The following is a 23,835-nucleotide window of genomic DNA, read 5'->3' as shown; positions in this document are numbered from 1 at the left end:
CGCTTCCCCCTTGCATAGGCAGAAATGAATGAAGAAGACGATGCTTGCACTGTCCATCCCCGCTTTCCCGGCACCGCGGTTGCGCGGTGGAGCCTGGACGCTATATGACGGCGTCATCAGGGGGACGTATGGCGCAGGGCGAAGCGGCGCTACCCGACGGAAGATGGCGTTCCAGAGCAAGCAATCCATGACCCATACGCAGGATCGAACCGACGCCGCCCAGGGCATCGAAGGCGTGTTGCTTGCCAACCGCGACCGTATCGTGCGTTTCCTAGAGGTTCGCGGCGCGGGCGACGGCGCCGAGGATCTGTTCCAGGATTTGTGGATGCGGCTTACCGACCGGCGCATGGGGCCGATTTCGGACCCCCTGCCCTATGTGATGCGCGCCGCGAACAATCTGATGCTCGACCGCTACCGCTCGGCACGCCAGCGCGAGCTGCGCGACAAGGCATGGGGCGAAGCATCGGCGACGCAAAGTCCATCGAGCGAAAGCGCGCTGATTTCGCGCGAACAGCTCGCAATCGTCGAAAGTGCGATTGCGGCAATGGGCGAGCGCCCTGCCCGGATTTTCAGGCGCTTTCGCGTCGACGGGATCCATCAACGCGATATTGCCAGTGAAATGGGGGTCAGCCTGAGCACCGTCGAAGCCGATCTGCGCAAGGTCTATGCGAAGCTCGCCGAAATCCGGAGGCAGTTCGATGCAGGTTGAACGGGCGGACGCCGAAGCGCGCGCGATCGACTGGCTGGTCCGCCAGCGCGATCCCGATTTCACCGACTGGGGCGGCTTTGCCGACTGGCTCGCCGAAGATGACTCGCACGCCGCGATTTACGACGCGGTCGCGAGCCTTGATCGCGACCTCGATGCACTGCCGCCCTCCCCTGCGCCGTCGGTCGTGATGATCCCCGACGCCCCGCGCCGGCCTTCGCGGCGCGCCTGGTTCGGCGGCGCCATGGCCGCCGCGATCGTCGGGGTGATCGGCATCTCGGGGCTCGGCCTGTTGGGTGGCGGCGACCGGATCGAGACCCTTGCGGGCGAACATCGCACCGTCCCCCTCGCCGACGGATCGAAGATCGAGATCAACGGCGCCTCGGTGGTCGAAATCGACGCGGATCGTCCGCGTTTTGCCAAGCTCGAATCGGGCGAGGCGATGTTCCATGTCGTGCACCGCGATAACGATCCCTTTATTGTCGAGACGGGCGGCGCAAAGATCGTCGATCTCGGCACGGCCTTCAACGTCGTGCGCCGCGACCGTCAGACCAGCGTTGCCGTGTCCGAAGGCATCGTCCTCTACAACCCCGACCGCGACAATGTCCGGCTCGTCGCGGGCAAAGGCATTGAAGTGCGCGACGGCGACCGCAACCCGCCGGTCGTACAGGACATCGACGTCGCGAATGTCGGCGGCTGGCGCAGCGGTTTGCTCGTATATAACGGCACGCCGCTCGCCGTCGTCGCCGAGGATCTGAAGCGCACCGCCGGGATGGAGGTGCGCATCGCGCCGGAGGCGACCGACCTGTCGTTCCGCGGCGCGCTGATCATCGACAAGAACCGCGACCGCACGATCGCCGACCTTGCCGCATTGTCGGGGACGAAGGCCGCGCGGCAAGGCGATGGATGGATCTTGACCCGCTGACCATGCACCCGCGCCTTTCCCTCGCCGTCGCAGCGATAGCGCTGTGCCTGCCCGCGCAGGCGCTGGCGGCGGACGAGCGCGCGTTCAATGTGCCGAAAGGCAGCCTGTCGTCCGCTCTCCCGCTGATCAGCCGGCAGGCGGGCGTCAGTATCAGCGTCGCCGACGCGAAGCTGTGGCAGGCGCGCGTCAAGCCCGTGCGCGGGCGGATGAGCGTCGAAAAGGCGATCCAGCGCCTGCTCGACGGCTCCGATGCGCGCGCGGTCCGGGTCAGCGCGACGAGCTGGCGGATCGAACGGCGGCCCGCGCCGGCCCGCGTCGCGAAGGCCGCCGCTGCGCCGCGACCGGTGCCGCAGCCGCGGGCGCGCGAACCGGCGAACGACCTGATCGCGGCGGCGCGAGACGAGATCATCGTCACCGCGTCGAAGACCGACCTTCCCCATTCGCATTTCGCGGGCGTCGTCACCCGATTGGATGGCGACGATTTGGCGTTTGGCGGTGAACGCGGGATGGATTCGATCCTCTCGCGCACCGCGACCGTTTCCTCGACCCATCTGGGTTCGGGGCGCAACAAGCTGTTCATCCGCGGCATCGCCGATTCGAGCTTCACCGGCCCGACGCAATCGACCGTCGGCCAATATTTCGGCGACATCCGCCTCAGCTACAACGCGCCCGACCCCGACCTGCGCCTCTACGACATCGACAATGTCGAAATCCTCGAAGGGCCGCAGGGCACGCTCTATGGCGCGGGCTCGCTGGGCGGGATCATCCACGTCGTGCCGAAAGCGCCCGATCCGCGCGCGATGAGCGTCCAGGCGATCGCCGGCCTGTCGGTGACCCAACATGGCGACCCCGGCGGCGACATCGCCGCGATCGCCAACCTGCCCGTGGGCGACAACGGACATGCGCTGCGCCTGGTCGGCTATATGCTCACCGACGGCGGTTATATCGACAATCCGCTGCGCGGACAGAATGACGTCAACCGCGTCCATGTCCGCGGCGGACGGGGCACCTTCCGCCTTGAGGCCGGCGACGGCTGGACGGTCGATTTCGGCGGCATCTATCAGGCGATCACCTCCGACGACGCGCAATATGCCGACAAGGACGCGCCGCCGCTGACCCGCGCCTCGATGGTCGAGCAGAATGCGACCGCGCGTTATGGCATGGGCACGATCGTCGTGATGAAGGATTGGGGCGACCTGTATTTCCAGTCGTCCAACGCCTTCATCGACCATCGCCTTTTCGAGCGGTTCGATGCGAGCCTGCCCGAATCGCGGCGCGGCGACGGGGACGGTGCCGGCGCCGCCATGGGCGCGGTCGATGTCGAGCGCCTGTTCGCCCCGGTCGAGGTCGTGCCGATGGCCGACGTGCCGCGCGTGCTCGACCAGCACAATGACACGCGCATGTTCGTCAGCGAGAACCGCCTGTCGCGGCCCTATCACGACGGGCTCGGCTGGGTGGTCGGCGCGAGCTTCATCCACAATCGCGCGCGGCAGGACCGCGAATATGCCTATGGCCCACTTAGCGCGGTCCTGCCCGGCGTCACCAACCGGATCACCGAGGTCACCGGCTATGCCGAGGCGACGGTCGAAATCATGCCCAATCTGATCGCCTCGGGCGGCCTGCGCCTCTCGCACGCGCGGCTGGGCGGCGAGGCCGAGGGTGTTTCCTTTGCCTTGGCGGAAGCGAACCGCGCGACGACCGCATCGCGCAACGAAACCGATCTGCTGCCGTCGGTTTCGCTGCTGGCGACCCCGCTCGACAACGTCCGGCTCTACGCACGCTATCAGGAGGGGTTCCGCCCCGGCGGCCTTGCGGTCGACGGCAATTTCGTGCGGCGGTTCCTCAACGATCAGGTGCGCACCTGGGAAGCGGGAATGCGGTTCGGCGACAAGGGACGGAGCCTGCTCGACGCGAGCATTTCGGTTTCGCACAGCCGCTGGCGCAACATCCAGGCGGATTTTATCGACAGCAGCGGCTTTCCGACCACCGCCAATATCGGCAACGGCCGGATCACCAGCCTGTCGGGTGCGGTCGCGATGCGGCCGACCGATGCGCTGACCTTTGAACTCGGCGCGGTCTATAACCACAGCCGCGTCGACGATCTTTCGCCGCAGATCCTGCCGGTGTTCGCCGCGGCGCCCGCGCGGCTCGGCCGCATCCCCAATGTCGCGAGCCATGCGGTGCGCGGGTCGGTCAACTATGCGACGATGATCGGCGACGAGGATTTCCGCGTGAACGGCTGGGCGAATTATATCGGGCCGTCGCGGCTCGGCATCGGTCCGGTGCTGGGCGAAAGCCAGGGCGATTATGTCGATACCGGGCTTGCGATGCGGGTCGGCAACAATCGCCGCGGGCTGTCGCTGACCCTCACCAATTTGTTCGATTCGCGCGGCAACCGCTTTTCGCTGGGAACGCCGTTCCTCGAGGGGAACGAGGGCTTTCTCACGCCGCTGCGCCCGCGCACGCTGCGGATCGCGGTGGACGTGGCCTATTGAGCGCGAGATCCTCCCTGTGCCGCAGGCATGGGGAGGTGGCAGCCCGCAGGGCTGACGGAGGGGCCCTTGGCGCGGCGGCGCGGCCCCTCCACCATTCGCTTCGCGAAAGTGCCGGGTCGTCCAGCCCCAGGACTGGACTTGGATTGCCGGGGGCAATCCATCCCTGCACTCCCCCTCCCCATCGCTTCGCGACAGGGAGGATCAATTAATCCGCCAGCGTGATCCGCTCGTAGCGGTCCATATGAAAATCGGCGCTGCCGAACTGGCCTTCGATCATCGTCGCGCGCTTGAAATAATGGCCGATCGCCAGTTCCTGCGTGATGCCGATGCCGCCGTGGGTCTGGATCGCATTCTGCCCGACGAAATTCGCGCCGCGCGCAACCTTGTTCTTCGCCGCCGACACCGCCGCCATGCGTTCGTTCGCGGGCAGGCCCAGCTTCAGCGTCGCCATGATCGTCATCGATCGCGCCTGTTCGACCTCCATGAACATGTCGACCATCCGGTGCTGGAGCACCTGGAACTTCGCGATCGGCACGCCGAACTGCTTGCGCTGCTGCGTATATTCGAGCGTGCCTTCGTGCAGTTTCTGCATCACGCCGGTCGCTTCGGCGCAGACGGCCACCGTCGCTTCGTCGACGATCTGCTCGACAAGCGGCAGGCCTGCGCCTTCGCCGCCGAGCAACGCGTCGCCGGGGATCGCGACATTTTCGAAATAGATTTCCGACGCGCGGCTGCCGTCGACCGTCGGATAGTCGCGGCGGACGATGCCGGGCAGATTGGCGTCGATCAGGAACAGCGACACGCCGTCCTTGTCGCGCTGAGCGCCGCCGGTGCGTGCGGTGACGAGCAGGTGCGTCGCCCAGGGCGCGGCATAGACGACGCCCTTGTGACCGTTCAGCACGTAACCCGCGCCATCCTTCTTCGCCGTGGTGCGCAGATTGGCGAGGTCGTAGCGCCCCTGCGGCTCGGCATAGGCGAAAGCGACGATCGCATTGCCCGCGATGATCTCGGGAATCATCGCATCGGCCTGCGCGCCGCCGACGGCCTTCAAGGCGCCGCCCGCGATGACGACGGTCGGCAGATAGGGCTCGATCCCGATGAACTTGCCCAGTTCCTCCATCACGATCGCATTTTCGAGCGCGCCGCCGCCGAGGCCGCCATGCTCTTCGGCAAAGGGCGCGCCGAGCATGCCGAGCTCCTGCGCGAGCGCGGTCCAGATCGCCGGATCGCGGCCGCTGTCCGAGTTGATGAACTTCTGGCGCGTCTCGAAGTCATAGGTGTCGCTGAGGAAGCGCGACAGCGTGTCGCGGATCATGTCCTGCGTTTCGGTGTAGGTGAAATCCACTATCTTATCCTCTATTTCACCGTCATCCCGGCGAAGGGTGCTCAGAGTCACGGCCTCTGAGCACCCTTCGCCGGGATGACGTCGATTATCTGATCAAAGGCCGAGCACCATCTTCGCGATGATGTTGCGCTGGATCTCGTTCGATCCGCCATAGATGGTCGTCTTGCGCATGTTGAAATAGGTCGGCGCGGCGCGGTGCGCATAATCGGGGCCGATCGGATGCTCGTTGTCGCCCTCTCCGAAGCCGCGAAAGTAAGGAGCGCCATAATGGCCGACGGCTTCGAGCGCCAGTTCGGTGAGGCGCTGCTGGATTTCCGAGCCCTTGATCTTGAGCAGGCTCGACTCGGGTCCCGGTCCCTTGCCCGCATTGGCGCCGGCGAGGCTGCGGAGTTCGGTGAATTCGAGCGCGGTCAGGTCGACCTCGAGCTCGGCGACCTTGCGCTTGAAGAAGGGGTTCTGAAGCAACGGCTTGTCGCCGTCGAGTTCGGTGCGCGCGATGTCCTTCACCTTCTCGATCCCGCGCTTCGACGCCGCGACGCCCGCGATGCCGGTGCGTTCGTGCGCGAGCAGGAATTTGGCGCAGGTCCAGCCCTTATTCTCTTCATAGACGCGCTGCGATTGCGGTACGCGGACGTCCTCGAGCCAGACCTCGTTGACCTCATGCTCGCCGCCGAGCGTAATGATCGGGCGGACGGTGATGCCGGGCGATTTCATGTCGATGAGGAGGAAGCTGATGCCCTCCTGCTGCTTCGCGTCCTTGTCGGTACGGACGAGAAAAAAGCCCCAGTCGGCGTGCTGCGCGAGCGTCGTCCAGGTCTTTTGCCCGTTGACGATATAGTCGTCGCCGTCGCGGACGGCCGTTGTGCGGAGCGAAGCGAGGTCGCTGCCCGAGCCCGGTTCCGAATAGCCCTGGCACCACCAATCCTCGCCCGACAGGATGCGCGGCAGGAAATGCGCCTTCTGTTCGGGGGTGCCGAAGGTGTAGATGACGGGGCCGACCATCGCGAGGCCGAAGGGCATCAGGCGGATGCAGTCGGCGCGCGCGGTCTCTTCGGACCAGATGAAGCGCTGCGTCGGCGTCCAGCCGGTGCCGCCATATTCGACCGGCCAGGCGGGCGCGATCCAGCCCTTCTTGTACAGGATCTTGTGCCAGGCGAGGAAATCCTCCTTGGACAATTCTTCGCCCTCGTCCTGTTTGCCGCGGAGTTCCGCGGGGTAATTTTCGGCGATGAATTGGCGCACTTCCTGCTGGAAGGCCAAATCCTCGGGGCTGAATTCCATGTCCATCACGAATCTCCCATTGGGCACTGACGCCCTTATAGTGGGCGCTCACCTTTACGTAAACGGCAAGTTGCGACTTGCAACGTTTCGCGGGGCGATGATTGCGCGGAATGCGAGAGCTTGTCCAGCCGGGGCGACAGGTGGGGGCGGCGGCTAGTCCGTGCGGCGTGTGACGAGGATGACCGCGCCGTCGCTGGCATAAGGTCCGCGGACTTCGGCAATCGTCAGGTTGACGGCGACGACGCCCCCGTCGCGTGTCACCATTTGCGACGCGATGCGGGCGGGATCGCCCGAACGGAAGACCGATTCGAGCGCCTCGACGAAGGCGGCGCGTTGCCCCACGGGCAGGAGCGCGGAAAAACGCACCCGGCGGATCGCGGCGGGATCGACGCCGACCAGTTCGGTGAGCATTGCATTGGCCGATTCCACCGCCTCGCGAACCGAAATGCGGGCGTGACCGATCCCGCCGTCGACCTCTACGGCCTCCAGCATTGCGGCACGCATGCCGCCAGCCGCGAAATCCTCCATCGCTCCGCTGACGTCACGCAGCATGATCGCACCGCCGACGGGCGCTGGAACCAGATCGACGTGCAGCCATTGGCGCGGTCGCAGCAGCCCCGGCAAGTCGCCCGAAAACCTCTCCCTATGGTCGAGCAGGCGGACGATGTGATGAAGGATGAGGCTGTCGCCGAGCGACGGCAGCGCGGCGGTCAACTCCTCGCCGATCAGGTCCGCCGCGGGCATTTCGAGCATGTCGGACGCCGCCGGATTGACCGCGACGATGCGTCGCTGCCGGTCGATCAGGATCACCGCGTCGCGGACCGATTCGACGAGCCCGGCGAGCGAGGCCTGGAGCATATCCGAAGCCGCGGCGACATCGCGCGCCGTCTTGCCGTCGAGACGGCGATAATCGTCGAGCGAGATCAGCACATGCGCGTCCTTGCCGTGATGCGTCACGACGACGGGCTTGCGCGCCGACTGCAATCGCCAATTGGCAAAGCCGCGGATGAAATCCGCCGCCGATACGCGCTGTGGTTCTTGTGCGGTCGCCACGCTCACCCCCAAATTCTTTCGACCATTATAGGGCGTGCAAGGGGTGATCGGGCGCGCCATTATATCCTTATTGGCGCCACTCCGCGCGCGATCAGACCAGCCGCGCCTTGCCGCAGCGCAGCGCGTTGACCCGCGTGTCGGCCTGCCCGACCTGCAGGCCGAGCAAGCCCGTGAGATCGGCGAGGACGGTATCGAGCACCGGCGCCGCGAGCGCGACGGTTTCGCCCACTACCGCCGTCAACGCTTTCAGATTGAGCGCGAGGCCGAGGACATTAACGTCGAGTTCCATCCGGTCCGAAAGCGATTCCCCCGCACCCGCGACCAGCCCGCTGCTCGACACGGTCTTGACCTGCCCGTCGTCGATCTCGCTTCGCGAAAAGGCCACCTGCTTTTCATTGAGGTCGGACAGGATCAGTTCGGCCTGTGCGTCGATGCTGACGAGCGGCAGTTTCACCACGCGGGCGGGCTGGGGCTCAAGCGGGCGCTGCATGTCCTGAAAATCGCTGTCGGGAACCGTGCCGATCGCCACCATCGCCGGCGAGGTGACGACGCCGAGCGAGACCGCGGCGGCGCTGTCCGGCGCACAATCGATGTCGGTGATCCGCGCCGACGCCGATCCAAGCTCCGCAAGCAGCGGCACATGGACGCTGGCGAGCGGCGTCGCGACGCGCGTATCGACCTTCAAGCGGACCTGCGCGGTGCGGACGACGACGTCATTGGTATCGGTCACCGCGATGAGCGGAGAATCGGCGGGTGGTTCGCCGACCAGCAGCGCGACGTCGATGCCCGATCCGCCGGGCAGGCTGCTCGCGAGCGACAGGTCGACTTGGCGGTTCGCATTGCCGAGGAGCAACATCGTGCGCAGCAGGCCGAGCGCATTGACCTTCACCGGATTGGCGGCGTCGATGCGGATGCTCGACGACCGCGGCCCGAGGTCGATCGCGCGCGACGGCAGCAGCGCGCGCGGCAGCGCGGCATCGGCGATATGTTCGAGCGCGCTCGCCGCCTGCCCGTCCGACGCACTCGCCAGCGCCGACACCACCTGCGGCAGCGTCGCCTGCGTGTTCAGCGTCTGACCGAAGGTCAATACATCGGCATCGAGTTCGGTGCGGAGCGCGTCGGAAAAGGCGAGCAGATCGATGTCGGTGCTGGCGAGCGCATTATAATCCATCACCGACAGATTGACCTCGCTGCCGGTCAGGCTGGACAGCAGCGCGTTGGGCAGGCCGCCGTTGAGCGCCGCGACGCGCGATCCGAGCGAAAAGGCGGCATAGCCGCGCCGTGCGCCCGTCGCGGTCGCGCGGATGATGCTGTCCTGCCGGCCCGTCAGGAAACTGCCGAAGAACAGCGGGCGATCGCGCGTCAGCGTGACGCGTATCGCGTTCGGCGACGCACCGCCGCCGGTGAAGCGCTGTTCCGCCTGAACCGAAGGATCCGCGGTGTAGGTGCCCGGCGTAAGCGCGGCGATTTCGATGCCGCAGTCGCAATTGGCCGCGATGATCCGCTCCGCCGCCGCGCGCTCCTCGCCGGGCCGCGCCGCCGCCGCCATCGCCGCGGCATCAGCGATCCCCTGCAATTTGCGGCGATCGAGATAGAGCGAGCCGAGGTCGACCGCGAAGGCGGCCGAGCCGATCAGCATCGCCATGCCGAAGGCGGTCGTGATGCTGATGCTCGCGCGGCGGCTGCGGGCGAGGCGGCGAAGGAACGGAAAGAACGCCACGGTCAGTCGGCCGGCAATTCGAAGGTCGCGCGGGCGCGGATGATATGGTCCGGCGACGGAACGAGGCTCGAGCGCAAGAGGCTGCCCTGCGGCGCGGTATAGGTGACGGCGACGGTGATCGCCTCGCTCGTTTCGGACACAGCGACGCTGTGCGTGCCGCCGACTGCCAACAGGCTGCGCGCCACCGCGCGGCTCGCGACCGCACTGCGGTCGGCGGCGTCGAGGCCGACGATCGACGCCCGCGCGCCATCGTTGGCGGCCTGCTGCACATTATGCGCGAGCATGAAATATTGGCCGTAGACGAGAACGCCCATCAGCAACGCGAGGAGCAGCGGCAGCACCAGCGCCATTTCGACGATGGCGGCGCCACGCTCCCCGCGCGCCAGGGTAAGGCCTGTGACGCCGATCTTGCGGATGCGCCGCGAAAAGAAGCTGGAGCCGGTCATGCGGCCAGGATGGCGCGGGCGAATGAAAGCGGCGTCGAGAAGACCCGACGCCGCCTTTATGTATTTTGCAGGATTTCGCCGCGCATCATGTCGCGGCGATCGGCGGCACAGCGGCAGCTATTGCGCGATCGTTAATCGCCGCGATGTCCCGCTGTGCGCAAAATGCGCTTATTCGGCGTTCTCCAGCTTGTCCTGCGTGCGCAGATCGAAGTCCGACGCGTCGTGGCGCTCGCGAAGCTGGCTTGCCGGATCGCCGGTCACGCGGTTGACCATGCGCCCGCGCTTGACCGCCGGGCGCGTCGCGAGCTGATCGGTCCAGCGCTGGACATTCTTGTAATCGTCGACCTGCAGAAATTCGCCGGCGTCATAGACGAGCCCCTTGGCGAGCGCGCCATACCAGGGCCAGATCGCCATGTCGGCGATCGTATAGTCGGCGCCGGCGATATATTCATGCTCCGCGAGGCGCCGGTCGAGCACGTCGAGCTGGCGCTTCACCTCCATCGCATAGCGATTGATCGGATATTCCTGCTTCGTCGGCGCATAGGCATAGAAATGGCCGAAACCGCCGCCGAGGAAGGGGGTGCTGCCCATCTGCCACATCAGCCACGACAAGGTTTCGGCGCGCTTCGCGGGGTCGGTGGGCAGAAAGGCGCCGAATTTTTCGGCGAGATGGATCAGGATCGCCCCCGATTCGAACACCCGGATCGGTTCGGCGCCGCTGCGGTCGACAAGCGCGGGGATCTTGCTGTTCGGATTGGCGCCAACGAAGCCGCTCGAAAACTGGTCGCCCTCGCCGATGTTGATCAGCCAAGCGTCATATTCGGCGCCGCCGTGGCCCGCCGCGAGCAATTCCTCGAGCATCACGGTGACCTTCACGCCGTTGGGCGTGCCGAGCGAATAAAGCTGGAGCGGATGCTTGCCGACCGGCAGGTCCTTGGCGTGCGTCGGACCCGCGACGGGCCGGTTGATATTGGCGAAACGACCGCCGCTTTCCTTGTCCCACGTCCAGATCTTCGGCGGCACATATTCGCTGTTATCGGTCATCGGGAGCTCCTCGGCTGATTTTTATACTGACCGGTAACTTAAGTCGCGATTGCCGTTTGTCCACCCTCCCCCCTTCAAATAATCTTTGCCGCGCGCAAAGCCGATATGGCCGCGGCGTCATAACCGAGTTCGGAAAGGATCGCGTCGCTATGCTCGCCGACCCGCGGTGCGCGCGCCGGATCGACCTTGTCGCTTCCGGAAAGTCGGATCGGCGCCCGGATGACGGGAACCGCGCCGTGGGCGCCCGGATAATCGACGGGCTCGACCAATCCCATCGCGGCGACCTGCGGCTGCGCGAGCGCCTCGCCCGCGCGCAGCACCGGCGCGGCGGGAACGCGCGCGGCGGCGAGTTCAGCGATCGCGTCGAGGCTTGTCCGATCGATGCACCAGCGCTGCATGATCGCGCTGAGTTCCTCGCCATTGTCGCCGCGCAAGATGTCGCTGGCGTAAAGCGGATCGTCGACCAATTCGGGGCGCCCGACAAGTTCGGCCCAGCGCGCGAAGATGCCATTCCCGACGATTTGGGTGACGATCCAGCCGTCGCGCGTCCTGAACAGGTCGGTCGGCCCCGAACTGAAAGCGCGGTTGCCGATCGGCTGGCGGTCGATGCCGTTCAGCGCATGGTCGATCGTCAGCGCGTTCGACAGCGCGAGCGCGGTGCCGAGCAGCGATCCCGACACGCATTGCCCCTTCCCCGTCGCCTCGCGTTCGCGCAGCGCGAGCATGATGCCGAAGGCGCAGTGGAGCGCGGTGCCGAAATCGACATAATTGACCTGCGCGCGATAGGGCTGGTCGGGGGTGCCGGTGAGGTGCACCGTTCCCGACATCGCCTGTCCGACCGCGTCGAAACCGACGCGGCTGGCGAGCGGGCCTTCGCTGCCGAATGCCGATGCGGTCGCGAGGATGATGCGCGGGTTGATCGCGGAAAGGCTGTCATAGTCGAGGCCCAATTTGACCAGCGCGTCGTCCGGCAGATTGGCGATCACGACATCGGCGGTTTCGACAAGGCGGCGGACGATCTCGCGTCCCTCCGGGCTGCCGGGTTTCAGGGTCAGGCCGCGCTTGGCGCGGTTCATCTGCATGAACATCGCGCCCGATCCGTCGTCGGCGACCGGCACCGTATAGCGGTCGTCATTGCCGCCGGGCGCCTCGATCCGGATCACGTCGGCGCCATAATCGGCGAGCAGCGCCGCGCAATAGGGGCCGGCGATATAACGGCCGAAATCCAGTACCCTGATCCCTTTTAACGGCACACCTCATCCTCTCCGATCCTTGTCTTTCGACCGGGCTAGCAGCCGCCCGTCGAGCCTGCCAGCGCCTTCGTCGAAAGCTGTCGCTTGCATGTTCGCCCTCGCGCCATATGCTCGGCACATAATTTCAAACGGGGATAATTTCATGGCGCGCTTCGCTCTCGCCCTTGCGGCGACTTTGGCTTGTTCAACCTCGGTCTGGGCGCAGGCCGCGCCTGACGCCGACACGAAGAAGGAGGACAAGTGGGACGTCAATGCGCCGCCGGGCCTCGCGACGCGCAAGGTGCCGATCGCGGTCGACGAGGGAAGCTGGATGAACGTCGACGTCGCGCCCGACGGCCGCACGATCGCCTTCGACCTGCTCGGTGACATCTACACCATGCCGATCGAGGGCGGGACGCCGACGCGGATTGCCGAGGGGCTCGCCTTTGAACATCAGCCGCGCTTCTCGCCCGACGGCCAGCGCATCGCCTTTGTCTCCGACCGTGCGGGCGGTGACAATATCTGGCTGATGAACCGCGACGGCAGCGACAAGCGCCAGATTTCGAAAGAGGATTTCCGCCTGCTCAACCAGCCGAGCTGGTCGCCCGACGGCCAGTTCCTCGTCGCCAAGAAGCATTTCACCACGGGCCGGTCGCTCGGCACCGGCGAGGTGTGGATGTATCATGTGTCGGGCGGCGCGGGCGTGCCTCTGGTCAAGAAGCCCAATGAAAAGCATCAGAAGGAGCTCGGCGAACCGATCTTCGCTCCCGACGGCAAGAGCGTCTATTATACGCGCAACGTCACGCCCGGGCCGATCTTCGAATATGCGCAGGACAGCAACACCGACCTGTTCCACATCGAAAGCTACAGCCTCGAGGATGGCGAAATCAGCACCGCGGCGTCGGGCCCCGGCGGCGCGGTGCGCCCGACGCCTTCGCCCGACGGCAAGCGCCTCGCCTTTGTGCGGCGCGAGGGCACGCAGTCGAAGCTCTATGTGAAAGATCTCGCCTCGGGCGCCGAGAAGAAGGTTTATGACGCGCTCGACCAGGATGTGCAGGAAACCTGGGCGGTCACCGGCGTCTATCCGAACATGGCGTGGACACCCGACAGCCGCGACATCGTCTTCTGGGCCGGCGGCAAGCTGCGCCGCGTGAGCGGCGACGGCGGCGAGGCCCAGGTCATCCCGTTCGCGATCAACGACGACCGCGTGATCGTCGATGCGACGCATCCGGCGGTCGAGGTCGCGCCCGACAGCTTTGCCACGCAAATGCCGCGCTGGGCCGAAGTGTCGCCCGACGGCCGCAGCGTTGTCTTCGAAACGCTCGGCAAGCTCTGGATCAAGCCCGCGACCGGCGGCACCGCGCGGCGGCTGACGAGCGCCAAGGATGCGGCGATGGAATTGTGGCCGAGCTGGTCGCGCGATGGCAAGTCGGTGGTCTTTGTGCGCTGGACCGATGCCGGCCTTGGCGAAATCCACGTCACCGGCGCGGGCGGCGGCGCGTCGCGCAAGGTGACGACGACGCCCGGCCATTATGCCGAACCGCGTTTCTCGCCCGACGGCAAGACGATCGTGTTCGAGCGGCGTAGCGGCGGCGACCTCACCTCGGGCCGCTGGGGCGAGGACCCCGGCGTCTATCGCATCGCCGCCGCCGGCGGCACGGCCGAACGGATCGCGAGCGATGGCGCCAAGCCGCAATTCGGCGCGACGAGCGACCGGGTGTTCATGGTCACCGCGAGCGATGGCAAGCGCCAGCTCGTCAGCACCGATCTTCATGGTCAGGACAAGCGTGTGCACGCCAATGGCGAGCTCGTCAGCGATTACGAGATTTCGCCTGACGGCCGCACACTCGCCTTCCGGCAGAATTACGACGCCTATGTCACCCCGTTGATGCCCGGCGGGCAGGATGTGTCGCTCGGCACGAAGAGCGCCGCGCTCCCCGTGACGCGCGTTTCGGGCAGCGGCGCCGAATATATGCACTGGTCCGACGGCGGCCGCCGTCTCCACTGGAGCCGCGGCGCAACCTTGTTCAGCGCCGATCTTGCGAGCCTTTTCGCAAGCGCGCCGGTCGACGAAAAGGCGCCGAAGTTCGCTCCGCCGACCGATGGCGTGTCGCTCTCGATGACGCGCGAGGCGGCAAAGCACGAGGGCGTCGTCGTCATCACCGGCGCCAAGATCGTGACGATGGCCGACAAGGACGGCGGCGTGATCGAAAATGGCGCGATCGTCATCGACGGCGACCGCATCACGGCGGTCGGCGTGGCGGGCACGATTACCGTTCCGGCGGGCGCGGTGACGGTCGATGCGGCGGGCAAGACGATCGTCCCCGGCTTCGTCGATGCGCACGCGCACGGATCGCACGGCGACGACGAGCTGGTACCGCAGCAGAACTGGTCGGAGATCGTCAACCTGGCGATGGGCACCACGACGAGCCACAACCCCTCGTCGCGCGCGTCGGAAATCTTCGTATCGTCCGAAATGCAGCGCGCCGGGCTGATCCTCGCACCGCGCATCTTTTCGACCGGCGAGGTCATCTATGGCGCGAAGGCGGCGGGCGTCTATGCCGAGATCAACGGCTATGACGATGCGCTTGCGCACGTGCGCCGCCTGAAGGCGCAGGGCGCACACAGCGTCAAAAATTACAACCAGCCGCGCCGCGACCAGCGGCAGATGGTCGTCAAGGCCGCGCAGATGGAAGGCATGACCGTCGTACCCGAGGGCGGCTCGCTGTTCACGCAGGACGTGACGCTGATCCAGGACGGCAACTCGACCGTCGAGCACAACATCCCGCTCGACATCTTCTACAAGGATCTCGTCCAGCTGTGGGGCCAGACGCAGGTCGATTATACCCCGACGCTGGTCGTCACCTATGGCGGCCCCGCCGGCGACCCCTATTGGCGCGCGCACACGAACGTCTGGGAGCATCCGATCCTGACCAAGCACATTCCGCCGGCCGAACTCGCGGCGAACAACAAGCGCCGCGTGATCGCCCCTGAGAGCGACTATGTCGACGATGATTCGGCGCGCGAGGCGGGCAAGATCGCCGCGGCGGGCCGCATGGTATCGATCGGTGCGCACGGCCAGCAATCGGGGCTCGGAGCACATTGGGAAATCTGGTCGTTCGTGCGCGGCGGCTGGAGCAATATCGACGCGCTGCGCGCCGCGACGATCATGCCGGCGACGTCCTTGGGCTATGGCAAGGATGTCGGGTCGCTCGAGGCGGGCAAGCTTGCCGATCTGGTGATTCTCGACGCCGATCCGACGCAGGACATCCGCAATACCGAGAAAATCCACCGCGTGATGATCGGCGGGCGGCTCTACGACCCGCTGACGATGAACGAGGTCGCGACGGGCGACCGCAAGCGCCAGCCCTATTGGTGGGAGGCCGACAAGCCCTGAGTCGCCCGCCAAAATCAGCGGCGGGCCGCAATTTTGTGACGAGAGGGTTGCAAGACGTGCGGACCGCCGCTAGGGGCGTCTCCTCTCAGCGAGGAGAGTTGGCTGAGTGGTCGAAAGCGTCGCACTCGAAATGCGAAGTGCCGGCAACGGTACCGAGGGTTCGAATCCCTCACTCTCCTCCATTTTCCTTTCCTAGTGGATTGAAAATGCTTGAAAATTGGGGATTTCGACCGTCCCCGTCCCAAGCCCCATCCTAATTTCGGACAATGCACGTAAATTTGCGGGCGTTGAGATTCGCTTAGGTAGCTTGGTCAGGCGTTGACAACGATGCGCCTCGATCCTCTCATTCAACAAGCGCCAATCGCGGGGGTGAGGGTATGGTTGATGTTAGCGTAGAACTATCTGGCCCCGGTGCCGAATTGGCCAAGGAGGTCGCGGGTGGCAGCCGTGGCGCTCTGCGTCGCGTGTTCGGTCCGGCATTGACCGAGTTCGGTGAAATGCTCGGCGACCAAATGGAGCAGTGATCGGCGTGCATTCGCCCGCGGCGCCAATCGGGTATCCCGGACCGACCGAAATGTACAACTAGCCCGGATAACCGGACGCTGGATCGTCCGGAGTTTCGCGCGTGGAACCGGCCCCGTGACGCGCCGACGGTGGATGAATTCGCACCGTTCGGTGTGCGCCATATACGCATGTCCTGCGCGACCCATGCACGGAACCAAGGCCTCCTCCTGCGGTATATGGAAGGAAGGCCACGCCGCGATCACAGGCGAGGAAAGCCGGAGATGCCAAAAATGAAAGTGGAGAAAATCTATCCTTCGTTGCTCGTCGCGGATCTCGCCATGGCCGAGCGCTGGTATACGGGCCTGCTCGGTCGCGGGCCCGATCATCGACCCATGCCCACTTTGCTGCACTGGGAATTGTTCGACGAATGCGGGCTCATGGTCTCGACCAGCGACGAGATTGCCGGCCGGGGTTCGATCTTCCTCTATGTGGCGGAGCTTGAAGCGGAGCGCCGCCGGCTTGAAAGCGCCGGTATCGCGCTCGGCGAAGACATTGCAGGCGACTATTCGACCCTCGCGCAAGTGCGTGATCCCGACGGCAATCTGGTGACGCTGGCGACACCGCCCTCGCGTGCCTTCCCGGCGGCGTGATGCGTGCCGGTCGGCGGGCCTCATAAGATATGGAGAGAAAGATGCACATAGCCGAAGGTGAAGCCGCCACGCCCGAGATCGCGGACCGGGCGGCATTTCAGGCGCAACTGGACGAACTGCGCGCGCGCGAAAAGGCGCATACGCGCGCCGGCGACGAAATCGCCGCGGCGCGGCGCCGGCTGCCGATGGTGGCGGTCGACGGCGCCGCGCGGCTGATCGGCAAGGACGGCCCCACGACATTGCTCGACGCGTTCGAGGGCCGGCGAATGCTGATCGCCTATTATTATATGTGGTTCACCGGCCGGCCCGCGGAAAGACAATGCCAGGGATGCAGCTGGTTCACCTCGCAGGTGCGCGAGCTCAGCTACATCCATTCGCGCGACGCGACCTATGCGACATTCTGCCAAGGTCCGTATGAAGAGAGCAGCCGGTATCGCGATTTCATGGGATGGAACATGCCATGGTATTCAGTGACGGAGGGGCTCGACACCCTGCTGGCCGGCCGCGAGGCGGGCAGCATGTACCTCATCTGTTATCTGCGCCGCGGCTCCGATGTCTTCGAGACCTATTGGACGACGCGCCGCGGGGTCGAGGCGATGGACAATAGCTACAGGCTCCTCGACCTCACCGTCTATGGACGGCAAGAGGAGCAGGAAATCTCGCCCCCCGGCTGGCCGCAAGGCTGGGGAGAAAATGAAAAGGTGCACCCCTTCCGCAGCGATGGGCGTCCCATCGGGCAATGGCAGCGCCTCGAAGCCGGTTTTTCGGACGATCTGGGCAACTGACCCGAAGGAGAACCGCGCCGTCAGGCGGCGCGGGGCGCCGGGCGATTACGCCGTTTTTTCCAACCTGTCTTCAGCCGCGAGCGCCAGAATCCGGTCGCGCACGGTTAGGACGGCCTGACGGGTTTCGCCCGCGCGCACGCAAACGAAATGGCTGGCGGGATTCGCCATCGTCTGCAGCGTTATCGTCGTCAGCCGGCCGTCGGTCAGCCAGTCGGCCGCGAGAGGCTGGCGAATGAGCGCGACGCCGAGCCCCGCCTCCGCCGCGGCGAGGACGGTATCATAATCCTCGAAGCGCCGGTCCTGCCAGCGCGGCCGGTACGATACACCTGCCCGGCTCAGAAAAGCCCGCCACTGCGATGTATCGGAGTCGTGCAGCAACGGCCATTGAAGCAGTTCGTCGATCACAGGCGCGGCGCTCATCCGGTCGCGCAGCCCGGGCGAGGCGGCGGGCGCGAGCATTTCCTCGACGATCTGCCGCGCATCGACGCCGACCCATGTGCCGCGCCCATAGCGTATCACCACCTCGGCTTCGCGGTTGTCGAGGTCGGTCATCCGGTGATCGAGCGACAGGTCGATATGCGTATCGCTTTGCTCGATGGCCGGGAGGCGGCGCAGCAGCCAGAGCCGCGCGAAGGACGGGACGACCGACATCCGGACCGTCTGACGGCCGCGTCGCGGCCGCCATTGCTCGGCACTGTGCGACAATCGGCCGAGGCTCTGCCGGGCGTCCCTGACAAATCGCAGTCCCGCCGGCGTGAGCCGGACGCCCCGACCATGGCGTTCGAAGAGCGACGCTCCCAGCCAGTGCTCGAGCGCCGCGATCCGGCGGCTGACCGAGCCGTGGGTAAGCCCCAATTTCCCCGCCGCCGCGCTGAAGGACCCTTCCTCCGCCGCGGCGAGCATCGCGGTCAGGCCGTCGAGCGGCGGGAGATCGTATGAGCTGTGCGCCATTCACACACGATCGCTGCGACCCTTGTGTAATGTCAAGCGTCATTCGCGGTGTGAATATGTGTGCATGGCACGATTCAGAACTATAGCCGGTATCGCCGCATCGCTTGTCGCCCTACCGGCTCACTCACCCGCGTTCGCCCAGAGGGCGGACGACAACGCGATCGCCGACGCCGAGGACGCGTTCGGTTCCAACGACGGCGGCGAAACGCTCGGCATCTACAGTCCGAACTCGGTACGCGGCTTCTCGCCGATCGACGCCGGTAATGTGCGGCTCGAAGGCCTGTATTTCGACCGCCAAGGCGATTTTTCGCCCAGGCTTGTCGAAGGCAACCGGATCAGGGTCGGCCCCTCGGCGGTCAGCTACCCCTTTCCGGCGCCATCGGGCGTCGTCGACTATCGCCTTCGTTCGCCCGGCGAGGACGCGATGTTGAGCGGCGTGATCCAGGCCAATAGCTGGGGCGGTGCACTGGTCGAGATCGACGCCGCACTGCCGATAAACGACGTGCTGAACCTCGGAGGGGGCGCGAGCTTCAGCCGGAGCGAATATCCTTCGGGGAACAACGCCGACATCACCAACCTCGCCGCGATCGCGCATTTGCGGCCCACAGCCGGAACCGATCTGAAGCTGTTCGGAAGCCGCACGCGCATCGCCGACGAGGACATCTATCCCATCATCCTGGGAAACGGCGCGGAGACGCCGGGCCGCCTGACGCGGCGGCGGTTTCTGGGTCAGAAATGGGCGGATGTCGAGACCGAGCGCTACACCTTCGGCGCGATGGGCCGCACCGGCATCGCCGGCTTTGCGGTGCGCGCCGGACTGTTCCGGTCGGACAACGCGGTGCGCGAGGGACACAATATCTTTCTGCGCGCCGCCCCCTTGGGGGCGCCGGCCGACCGCATCGTCAGCACCTATCCGGGCCGGACCGGCGTTTCGACAAGCGGCGAGCTGGGCGTCGCGCGCAGTTTCTCTACCGGTGCCTTCGAACATCGCATCCAGCTCGTCGCGCGCGGGCGCGCCCAAGACCGGCGGTACGGCGGTTCGATCCGGCGCTCGCTGGGATCCGCACCGTTCGGAGAAGCCGATTATGTCGCCCGGCCGGACTTCGATTTCGCGGCGCAGTCCAACGACCGCGTTCGGCAATGGTCGATCGGTCTCGACTATCAGCTGCGGGTACAGCGCCTCGGACAATTCAGCATCGGTGCGCAGAAGGTCGACTATAGCAAGCGGGTGACCACGCCGAACGGCCCCGCGCCCGAATCACGCGATACGCCGTGGCTGATCAACGCGACCGCGACGATCGATCTCGCCGCCGCGATATCGCTTTATGCTTCTTTCGCGCGCGGGCTGGAGGAGAGCGATGTTGCGCCGGAAACCGCGGTGAACCGCGACGAGGCACCGCCTGCGATCCGGACGCGGCAAGTCGATGCCGGCGTGAAGTTGCGTACAGGCGGAATGACGCTGATCGCGGGTGCATTCGATATCGAACGACCTTATTTCGGTGTCGATGGAGGTAATTTCTTCCGGCGGCTGGGTGTGGTGCGACACCGCGGAATAGAGGCGTCGCTGAGCGGTTCGCCCACGCCCGGATTGACGCTGGTCGCGGGCGGGTCGTTTATCCGGGCACGCGTCAGGGGCGACGAAGCCGCGTCCGGCGCGATCGGCCGTCGGCCGATCGACGTGCCGTCGCGAAAGATCGTCGCCAGCGTCGATTGGCGGTGGCCGTCATCCCCGACCTCAATCGATGCCACCGTCGAGCATGTCGGGCGGAACACCGCGGACAGGCTGAACCTTGTCGACGTCGCATCCTATACAACGGTCAATATCGGACTGCGCCAACGCTTCGCCATAGGCCGATCGACCGCCGTCTTTCGTATCCAGGCCACGAACCTGTTCAACGCTTATGGTTGGGAAGTCGCGGGCGACAATGCCTTCGTCTACATTCAGCCTCGACAAATCGCGGCCAGAATTACAATGGACCTGTAATCGATCCGTCGAAACAGGAAACCGGATATGGCATCGGAGCATCCAGCTGCAGCCCTTACATGCTCCGCGGCACGACTCCGCCGGGCTCCCGGCCGGAGCATCGGCGAAAAGACGCGATACCCGATGGCGCATCGAGGCGGGAACCATAGCGCCCTTCCCGCATAGCTTGCCCATATGTTCGCAATCGACTCGCTGCTCGTCAAAATCGCGCTTATCGGCATCATCGGCCTGGGCGCCCAGTGGATTGCCTGGCGAACGGGGCGGCCCGCGATCGCCCTGATGCTGATCGCGGGGATCGTCGCGGGACCGATTCTGGGCTTCATCAATCCCGAGCGGGATTTTGGCGCGCTGCGCGAGCCCATCATCAAGCTGGCCGTGGCGGTGATCCTCTTCGAGGGCGGACTCAGCCTCAAGTTCCGCGAGCTGCGACAGGCCGGCACCGCGGTGCTGATGCTCGTGTTCATCGGCGTCCCTCTCGGCTGGGCGCTCGGCACCGCCGCCGCCTATTATGGCGCGGGCCTGCCGCTCGAACTCGCGGCGCTCTTCGGCGGCGTGATGGTTGTCACGGGGCCGACCGTCATCGCCCCGCTGCTCCGCTCGCTCAACATTCCGCCGCGTGTCAAACACATGCTCAAGTGGGAAGCGATCGTGAACGACCCGATCGGCGCGCTGATCGCCGTCGGCGTCTACAGCTATATCACCCACGGCGGCAGCGCGGCGGCAAGCACGGTCGTCATCGATGTCGCGGCGGCAAGCCTGCTCGCCATCCTCCTCGGCACCGCGGCCGGCTTTGCCCTCACCACGGCCTATCTCCGCGGCTGGATTCCGGAGTATCTTAAGGCGCCCATCCTGCTGACGTCGGTGATCGGAGTGTTCGTCCTGTCGGATCTGGTGATGCACGAGACGGGGCTCATCACCGTGACGGCGATGGGAGTCGTGATGGCCAATCGCGAAACCTATTCAAGCCACATGCTCCGGCGGTTCAAGGAAGATCTGACGATCCTGCTCGTGTCGGGCGTCTTCATCATTCTGTCCGCAACGCTCGACTGGCAGGTCGTCCGCAATTTCGAACTGCGCTTTGTCCTGTTCCTGTTGCTGCTCCTCTTCGTCGTCCGCCCGCTCACGATCATGACCGCGCTGCTCTTCACGCGCATCCCGCTACGCGAGCGCCTGTTCGTCGCGTGGATCGCGCCGCGCGGCATCGTCGCGGTCGCCGTGACCGGCCTCTTCGCGCTTCGCCTCACGGACTATGGCGTTCCGGGCGCCGAGGCGCTCGTGCCCCTGGGCTTTGGCGTGGTGATCGTGACGATCTTCGCGCACGGCTTTACGGCGGGAACCGTGGCGCGGCTGCTCGACCTCGATCGCGGCAAGGGCAATGGCGTCCTGCTCGTCGGTGCCAACAGCTGGACGATCGCCTTTGCCGAGTTCGTGAAGGGGCAAGAACGCAACGTGCTGATCGCCGACGAAGACAAGCTCGCGCTCCGCCGCGCACGCCGCGCCGACATTCCGGTCTATCACGGCAATATTCTCGACGAGGCGCATGAGGACGAGATCGAACTCGGCCAGTATCGCCAATTGATCGCGGCGACCGGTAGCGACAGCTACAACGCCCTCGTCTGCAGCGAGCTTGCGCCCGAGATCGGTGCCGACCGCGTCAGCCGCACCGGCGGACAATCGCGCCTGAAGGGCCTGCGTCGCGGCCGCGTTTTCACCCTTGCGGGCACGCCTATCGAGGAGTTGCTCGACCGCCTCCAGGCCGGCTGGAGTTTCGGGCGGACGCGCATCACGGAGAAATTCACCTATGATGATTTTGTCGCGCGGATGAAGGCGAACGGCGGCGACAGCCTCGCCGTTGCGAAAGCGTCGGGCGAGCTCGTCATCTTCTCGAGCGACAGGCGCCCTACGATCGAGCCGGAGGATGTGATCTGGACATTCGTTCCGCCCGAAGCGCCGCCCATATCCGAAGCGTCCGCCCGATCGAACAACGCGCCTTCCGGAGCCGCACCGTAGGTTATAGTCTCGAAGGGAGCCGCTTCATTCGAACAGGTCGAGCGGGATCGCCTCGCCGATCCGCGTTTGACCATGGCCGTTGGGATGCAGATAGTCGCCGCGATGCAATGCCGGATCGAGGCGCCTGGGATTCGCGGGGTCGGCGACCGACTTCTCCATATCGATGACGGCGTCGAACGCGCCCGACGTGCGGATCCAGTCGTTGACGCGCTGGCGCATCGCTTCGCCCGCCGCCGTGTGATAATTGGCGCCTTCGAACGGCAATATGGTCATACCGATCGCCTTGATACCGTGCCGATGCGCGCTTGCGACAAGCGTTCGATAGCCTTCGATCAGATGGTCATAGGACAGGGTCGGCGCGGCCGTGCCGTCGGGGCGCCGACGGCCCGAACCCCCGATATCATTGACCCCTTCGAGAATGACGACATGGGTCACGCCCGGCAGCCCCAGAACGTCGCGATCGAAGCGTTCGACCGCGCTGGGTCCCGAGCCGCGCGAAATGACGCGGTTGCCCGAAATCGCCTGCGTCACGACGACATGGGGCTTGCCCGCCCGCGCGAGGCGGCGGCCGAGCACGTCACCCCACCGGCATATCGGCACGGCGTCGTTGGCGCATCCCGGATTGTCGGTGATCGAATCGCCGAAGGCGACGACGACCGGCCGCTGGGCCTTGCCCAGCACATCGACGCCCGCGAGCAGCGGCCGGGTATCAGCTGTGCGCACCGCGACGAAGCCCGCCCGCGTGAAATCGCCCGGCGCCGATATCTGCGTCCGGGCCCCGCCGGCGCCATGGACCGTGTTCAGCTTTACGGCATCGGGAAGATAGACCGAAACCTCGACCACATCGAACGCCCCGACGCGAAGCTCCGCCGCGTCGCTGACCAGGGTCGTGCCGGCGGATGCGCGCACCGACGCCTGACCGCCGAAGCGGACGGGCACCGCCTTTTCGCCCGGCTTTCGAACGCTGACCGCGCCGATGAGCAGCGGCTCGCCATATTCGTTGGACAATCGGAGCCGGACGCCGTCACCCGCAGCGCCGACGCGAACGGCAAAGCGCAGCGTCGCATCGTCGACCGCGACTTTCTGCTTCTCGTTCGCCGCTTCCCACATGCTCGCCGACCAGGCCGGCGTCCATTCGCCTTTCGCCGGGGCGGCGGCGACCAGCAGCAAAGCCGACGCGGCAGCGAAGAACTTCCAAGGATGAGGCATCACATACTCCCTGTTCAGCGGCGCGTCCCGAGGATGGTCGCAGCGGACCGCATCGGACCGGCCATATCGGCCGAACGGCAGATCGTCCGCGCCGCTGA

General features: G+C 65.7%; 17 protein-coding genes and 1 tRNA gene. 9 read left to right on the top strand and 9 right to left on the bottom strand.

All coding sequences use genetic code 11. The features are described from left to right. Positions 1 to 187: 187 nt before the first annotated feature. Genes FG95_RS10020 through FG95_RS10010 form a run of 3 tightly spaced genes read left to right on the top strand, consistent with a single transcriptional unit; the run spans position 188 to position 4,126 of the window. A complete protein-coding gene (locus FG95_RS10020; RefSeq protein ID WP_037555622.1) occupies positions 188 to 709 on the top strand; it encodes an RNA polymerase sigma factor in 522 nt (173 codons plus the stop codon). Beyond that, positions 699 to 1,631 (top strand): FecR family protein, encoded by a 933-nt coding sequence (locus FG95_RS10015; RefSeq protein WP_037555621.1) that lies wholly within the window; start codon positions 699 to 701, stop codon positions 1,629 to 1,631. Before FG95_RS10020 ends, FG95_RS10015 begins: the two co-directional genes overlap by 11 nt. After that, on the top strand, positions 1,613 to 4,126 hold the full coding sequence (locus FG95_RS10010) for a TonB-dependent receptor domain-containing protein (RefSeq protein WP_235211524.1): 2,514 nt from the start codon (positions 1,613 to 1,615) through the stop codon (positions 4,124 to 4,126). Before FG95_RS10015 ends, FG95_RS10010 begins: the two co-directional genes overlap by 19 nt. 205 nt (positions 4,127 to 4,331) lie before the next feature. On the opposite strand, the gene FG95_RS10005 is transcribed toward FG95_RS10010, so the two are convergent. The 7 genes from FG95_RS10005 to FG95_RS09975 form a co-directional block, all read right to left on the bottom strand. Next, on the bottom strand, positions 4,332 to 5,471 hold the full coding sequence (locus FG95_RS10005; RefSeq protein ID WP_037555619.1) for an acyl-CoA dehydrogenase family protein: 1,140 nt from the start codon (positions 5,469 to 5,471) through the stop codon (positions 4,332 to 4,334). 93 nt (positions 5,472 to 5,564) lie between these two features. Continuing rightward, positions 5,565 to 6,758 carry an acyl-CoA dehydrogenase family protein gene (locus tag FG95_RS10000; RefSeq protein WP_037555618.1) on the bottom strand — a complete coding sequence of 398 codons (1,194 nt, stop codon included), beginning with the start codon at positions 6,756 to 6,758 and terminating at the stop codon, positions 5,565 to 5,567. Between the two features lie 147 nt (positions 6,759 to 6,905). After that, positions 6,906 to 7,805: a PAS domain-containing protein gene (locus FG95_RS09995; protein ID WP_037555802.1), complete on the bottom strand. Its 900-nt coding sequence runs from the start codon at positions 7,803 to 7,805 to the stop codon at positions 6,906 to 6,908. 91 nt (positions 7,806 to 7,896) lie between these two features. Beyond that, positions 7,897 to 9,525 (bottom strand): TadG family pilus assembly protein, encoded by a 1,629-nt coding sequence (locus FG95_RS09990; RefSeq protein WP_052182271.1) that lies wholly within the window; start codon positions 9,523 to 9,525, stop codon positions 7,897 to 7,899. 2 nt (positions 9,526 to 9,527) lie between these two features. Further along, positions 9,528 to 9,971 carry a TadE/TadG family type IV pilus assembly protein gene (locus tag FG95_RS09985; RefSeq protein ID WP_052182270.1) on the bottom strand — a complete coding sequence of 148 codons (444 nt, stop codon included), beginning with the start codon at positions 9,969 to 9,971 and terminating at the stop codon, positions 9,528 to 9,530. A gap of 168 nt (positions 9,972 to 10,139) precedes the next feature. After that, positions 10,140 to 11,015 (bottom strand): glutathione-dependent disulfide-bond oxidoreductase, encoded by an 876-nt coding sequence (gene yghU, locus FG95_RS09980; protein ID WP_037555616.1) that lies wholly within the window; start codon positions 11,013 to 11,015, stop codon positions 10,140 to 10,142. Between the two features lie 74 nt (positions 11,016 to 11,089). Further along, the gene (locus FG95_RS09975) at positions 11,090 to 12,268 is read right to left on the bottom strand and encodes a CaiB/BaiF CoA transferase family protein (protein WP_037555614.1); all 1,179 of its coding nucleotides are present in this window, start codon (positions 12,266 to 12,268) and stop codon (positions 11,090 to 11,092) included. Between the two features lie 142 nt (positions 12,269 to 12,410). On the opposite strand from FG95_RS09975, the gene FG95_RS09970 reads away from it, so the two are divergent. The 4 genes from FG95_RS09970 (at position 12,411) to FG95_RS09955 (ending at position 17,583) form a co-directional block, all read left to right on the top strand. Further along, positions 12,411 to 15,644: an amidohydrolase family protein gene (locus FG95_RS09970; protein ID WP_037555613.1), complete on the top strand. Its 3,234-nt coding sequence runs from the start codon at positions 12,411 to 12,413 to the stop codon at positions 15,642 to 15,644. Between the two features lie 92 nt (positions 15,645 to 15,736). Further along, positions 15,737 to 15,826: transfer RNA gene (locus tag FG95_RS09965), tRNA-Ser, on the top strand. Positions 15,827 to 16,429: 603 nt separating this feature from the next. Next, a complete protein-coding gene (locus FG95_RS09960; RefSeq protein ID WP_200880182.1) occupies positions 16,430 to 16,798 on the top strand; it encodes a VOC family protein in 369 nt (122 codons plus the stop codon). A 41-nt stretch (positions 16,799 to 16,839) separates the two neighbouring features. Then, positions 16,840 to 17,583, top strand: coding sequence for a DUF899 family protein (locus FG95_RS09955; RefSeq protein ID WP_037555611.1), 744 nt, complete (start codon positions 16,840 to 16,842; stop codon positions 17,581 to 17,583). Positions 17,584 to 17,628: 45 nt separating this feature from the next. Here the strand turns inward: FG95_RS09955 and FG95_RS09950 are convergent, their stop codons facing one another. After that, complete coding sequence (locus FG95_RS09950; protein ID WP_037555610.1) at positions 17,629 to 18,534, bottom strand: LysR substrate-binding domain-containing protein; 906 nt, start codon at positions 18,532 to 18,534, stop codon at positions 17,629 to 17,631. Positions 18,535 to 18,598: 64 nt separating this feature from the next. On the opposite strand from FG95_RS09950, the gene FG95_RS09945 reads away from it, so the two are divergent. Together FG95_RS09945 and FG95_RS09940 are read left to right on the top strand one after the other, a co-directional pair. Then, the gene (locus FG95_RS09945) at positions 18,599 to 20,518 is read left to right on the top strand and encodes a TonB-dependent siderophore receptor (protein ID WP_052182269.1); all 1,920 of its coding nucleotides are present in this window, start codon (positions 18,599 to 18,601) and stop codon (positions 20,516 to 20,518) included. 174 nt (positions 20,519 to 20,692) lie between these two features. Then, complete coding sequence (locus tag FG95_RS09940) at positions 20,693 to 22,528, top strand: cation:proton antiporter (RefSeq protein WP_052182268.1); 1,836 nt, start codon at positions 20,693 to 20,695, stop codon at positions 22,526 to 22,528. 24 nt (positions 22,529 to 22,552) lie between these two features. On the opposite strand, the gene FG95_RS09935 is transcribed toward FG95_RS09940, so the two are convergent. Then, positions 22,553 to 23,737 (bottom strand): SGNH/GDSL hydrolase family protein, encoded by a 1,185-nt coding sequence (locus tag FG95_RS09935; protein ID WP_052182267.1) that lies wholly within the window; start codon positions 23,735 to 23,737, stop codon positions 22,553 to 22,555. Positions 23,738 to 23,835 lie beyond the last annotated feature (98 nt).

It is taken from the genome of Sphingopyxis sp. LC363, from assembly GCF_000756385.1.
GTDB lineage: Bacteria > Pseudomonadota > Alphaproteobacteria > Sphingomonadales > Sphingomonadaceae > Sphingopyxis.
The sequence above is the reverse complement of the archived record's forward strand: the minus strand, read 5'-3'. Positions and strand labels throughout refer to the sequence as shown.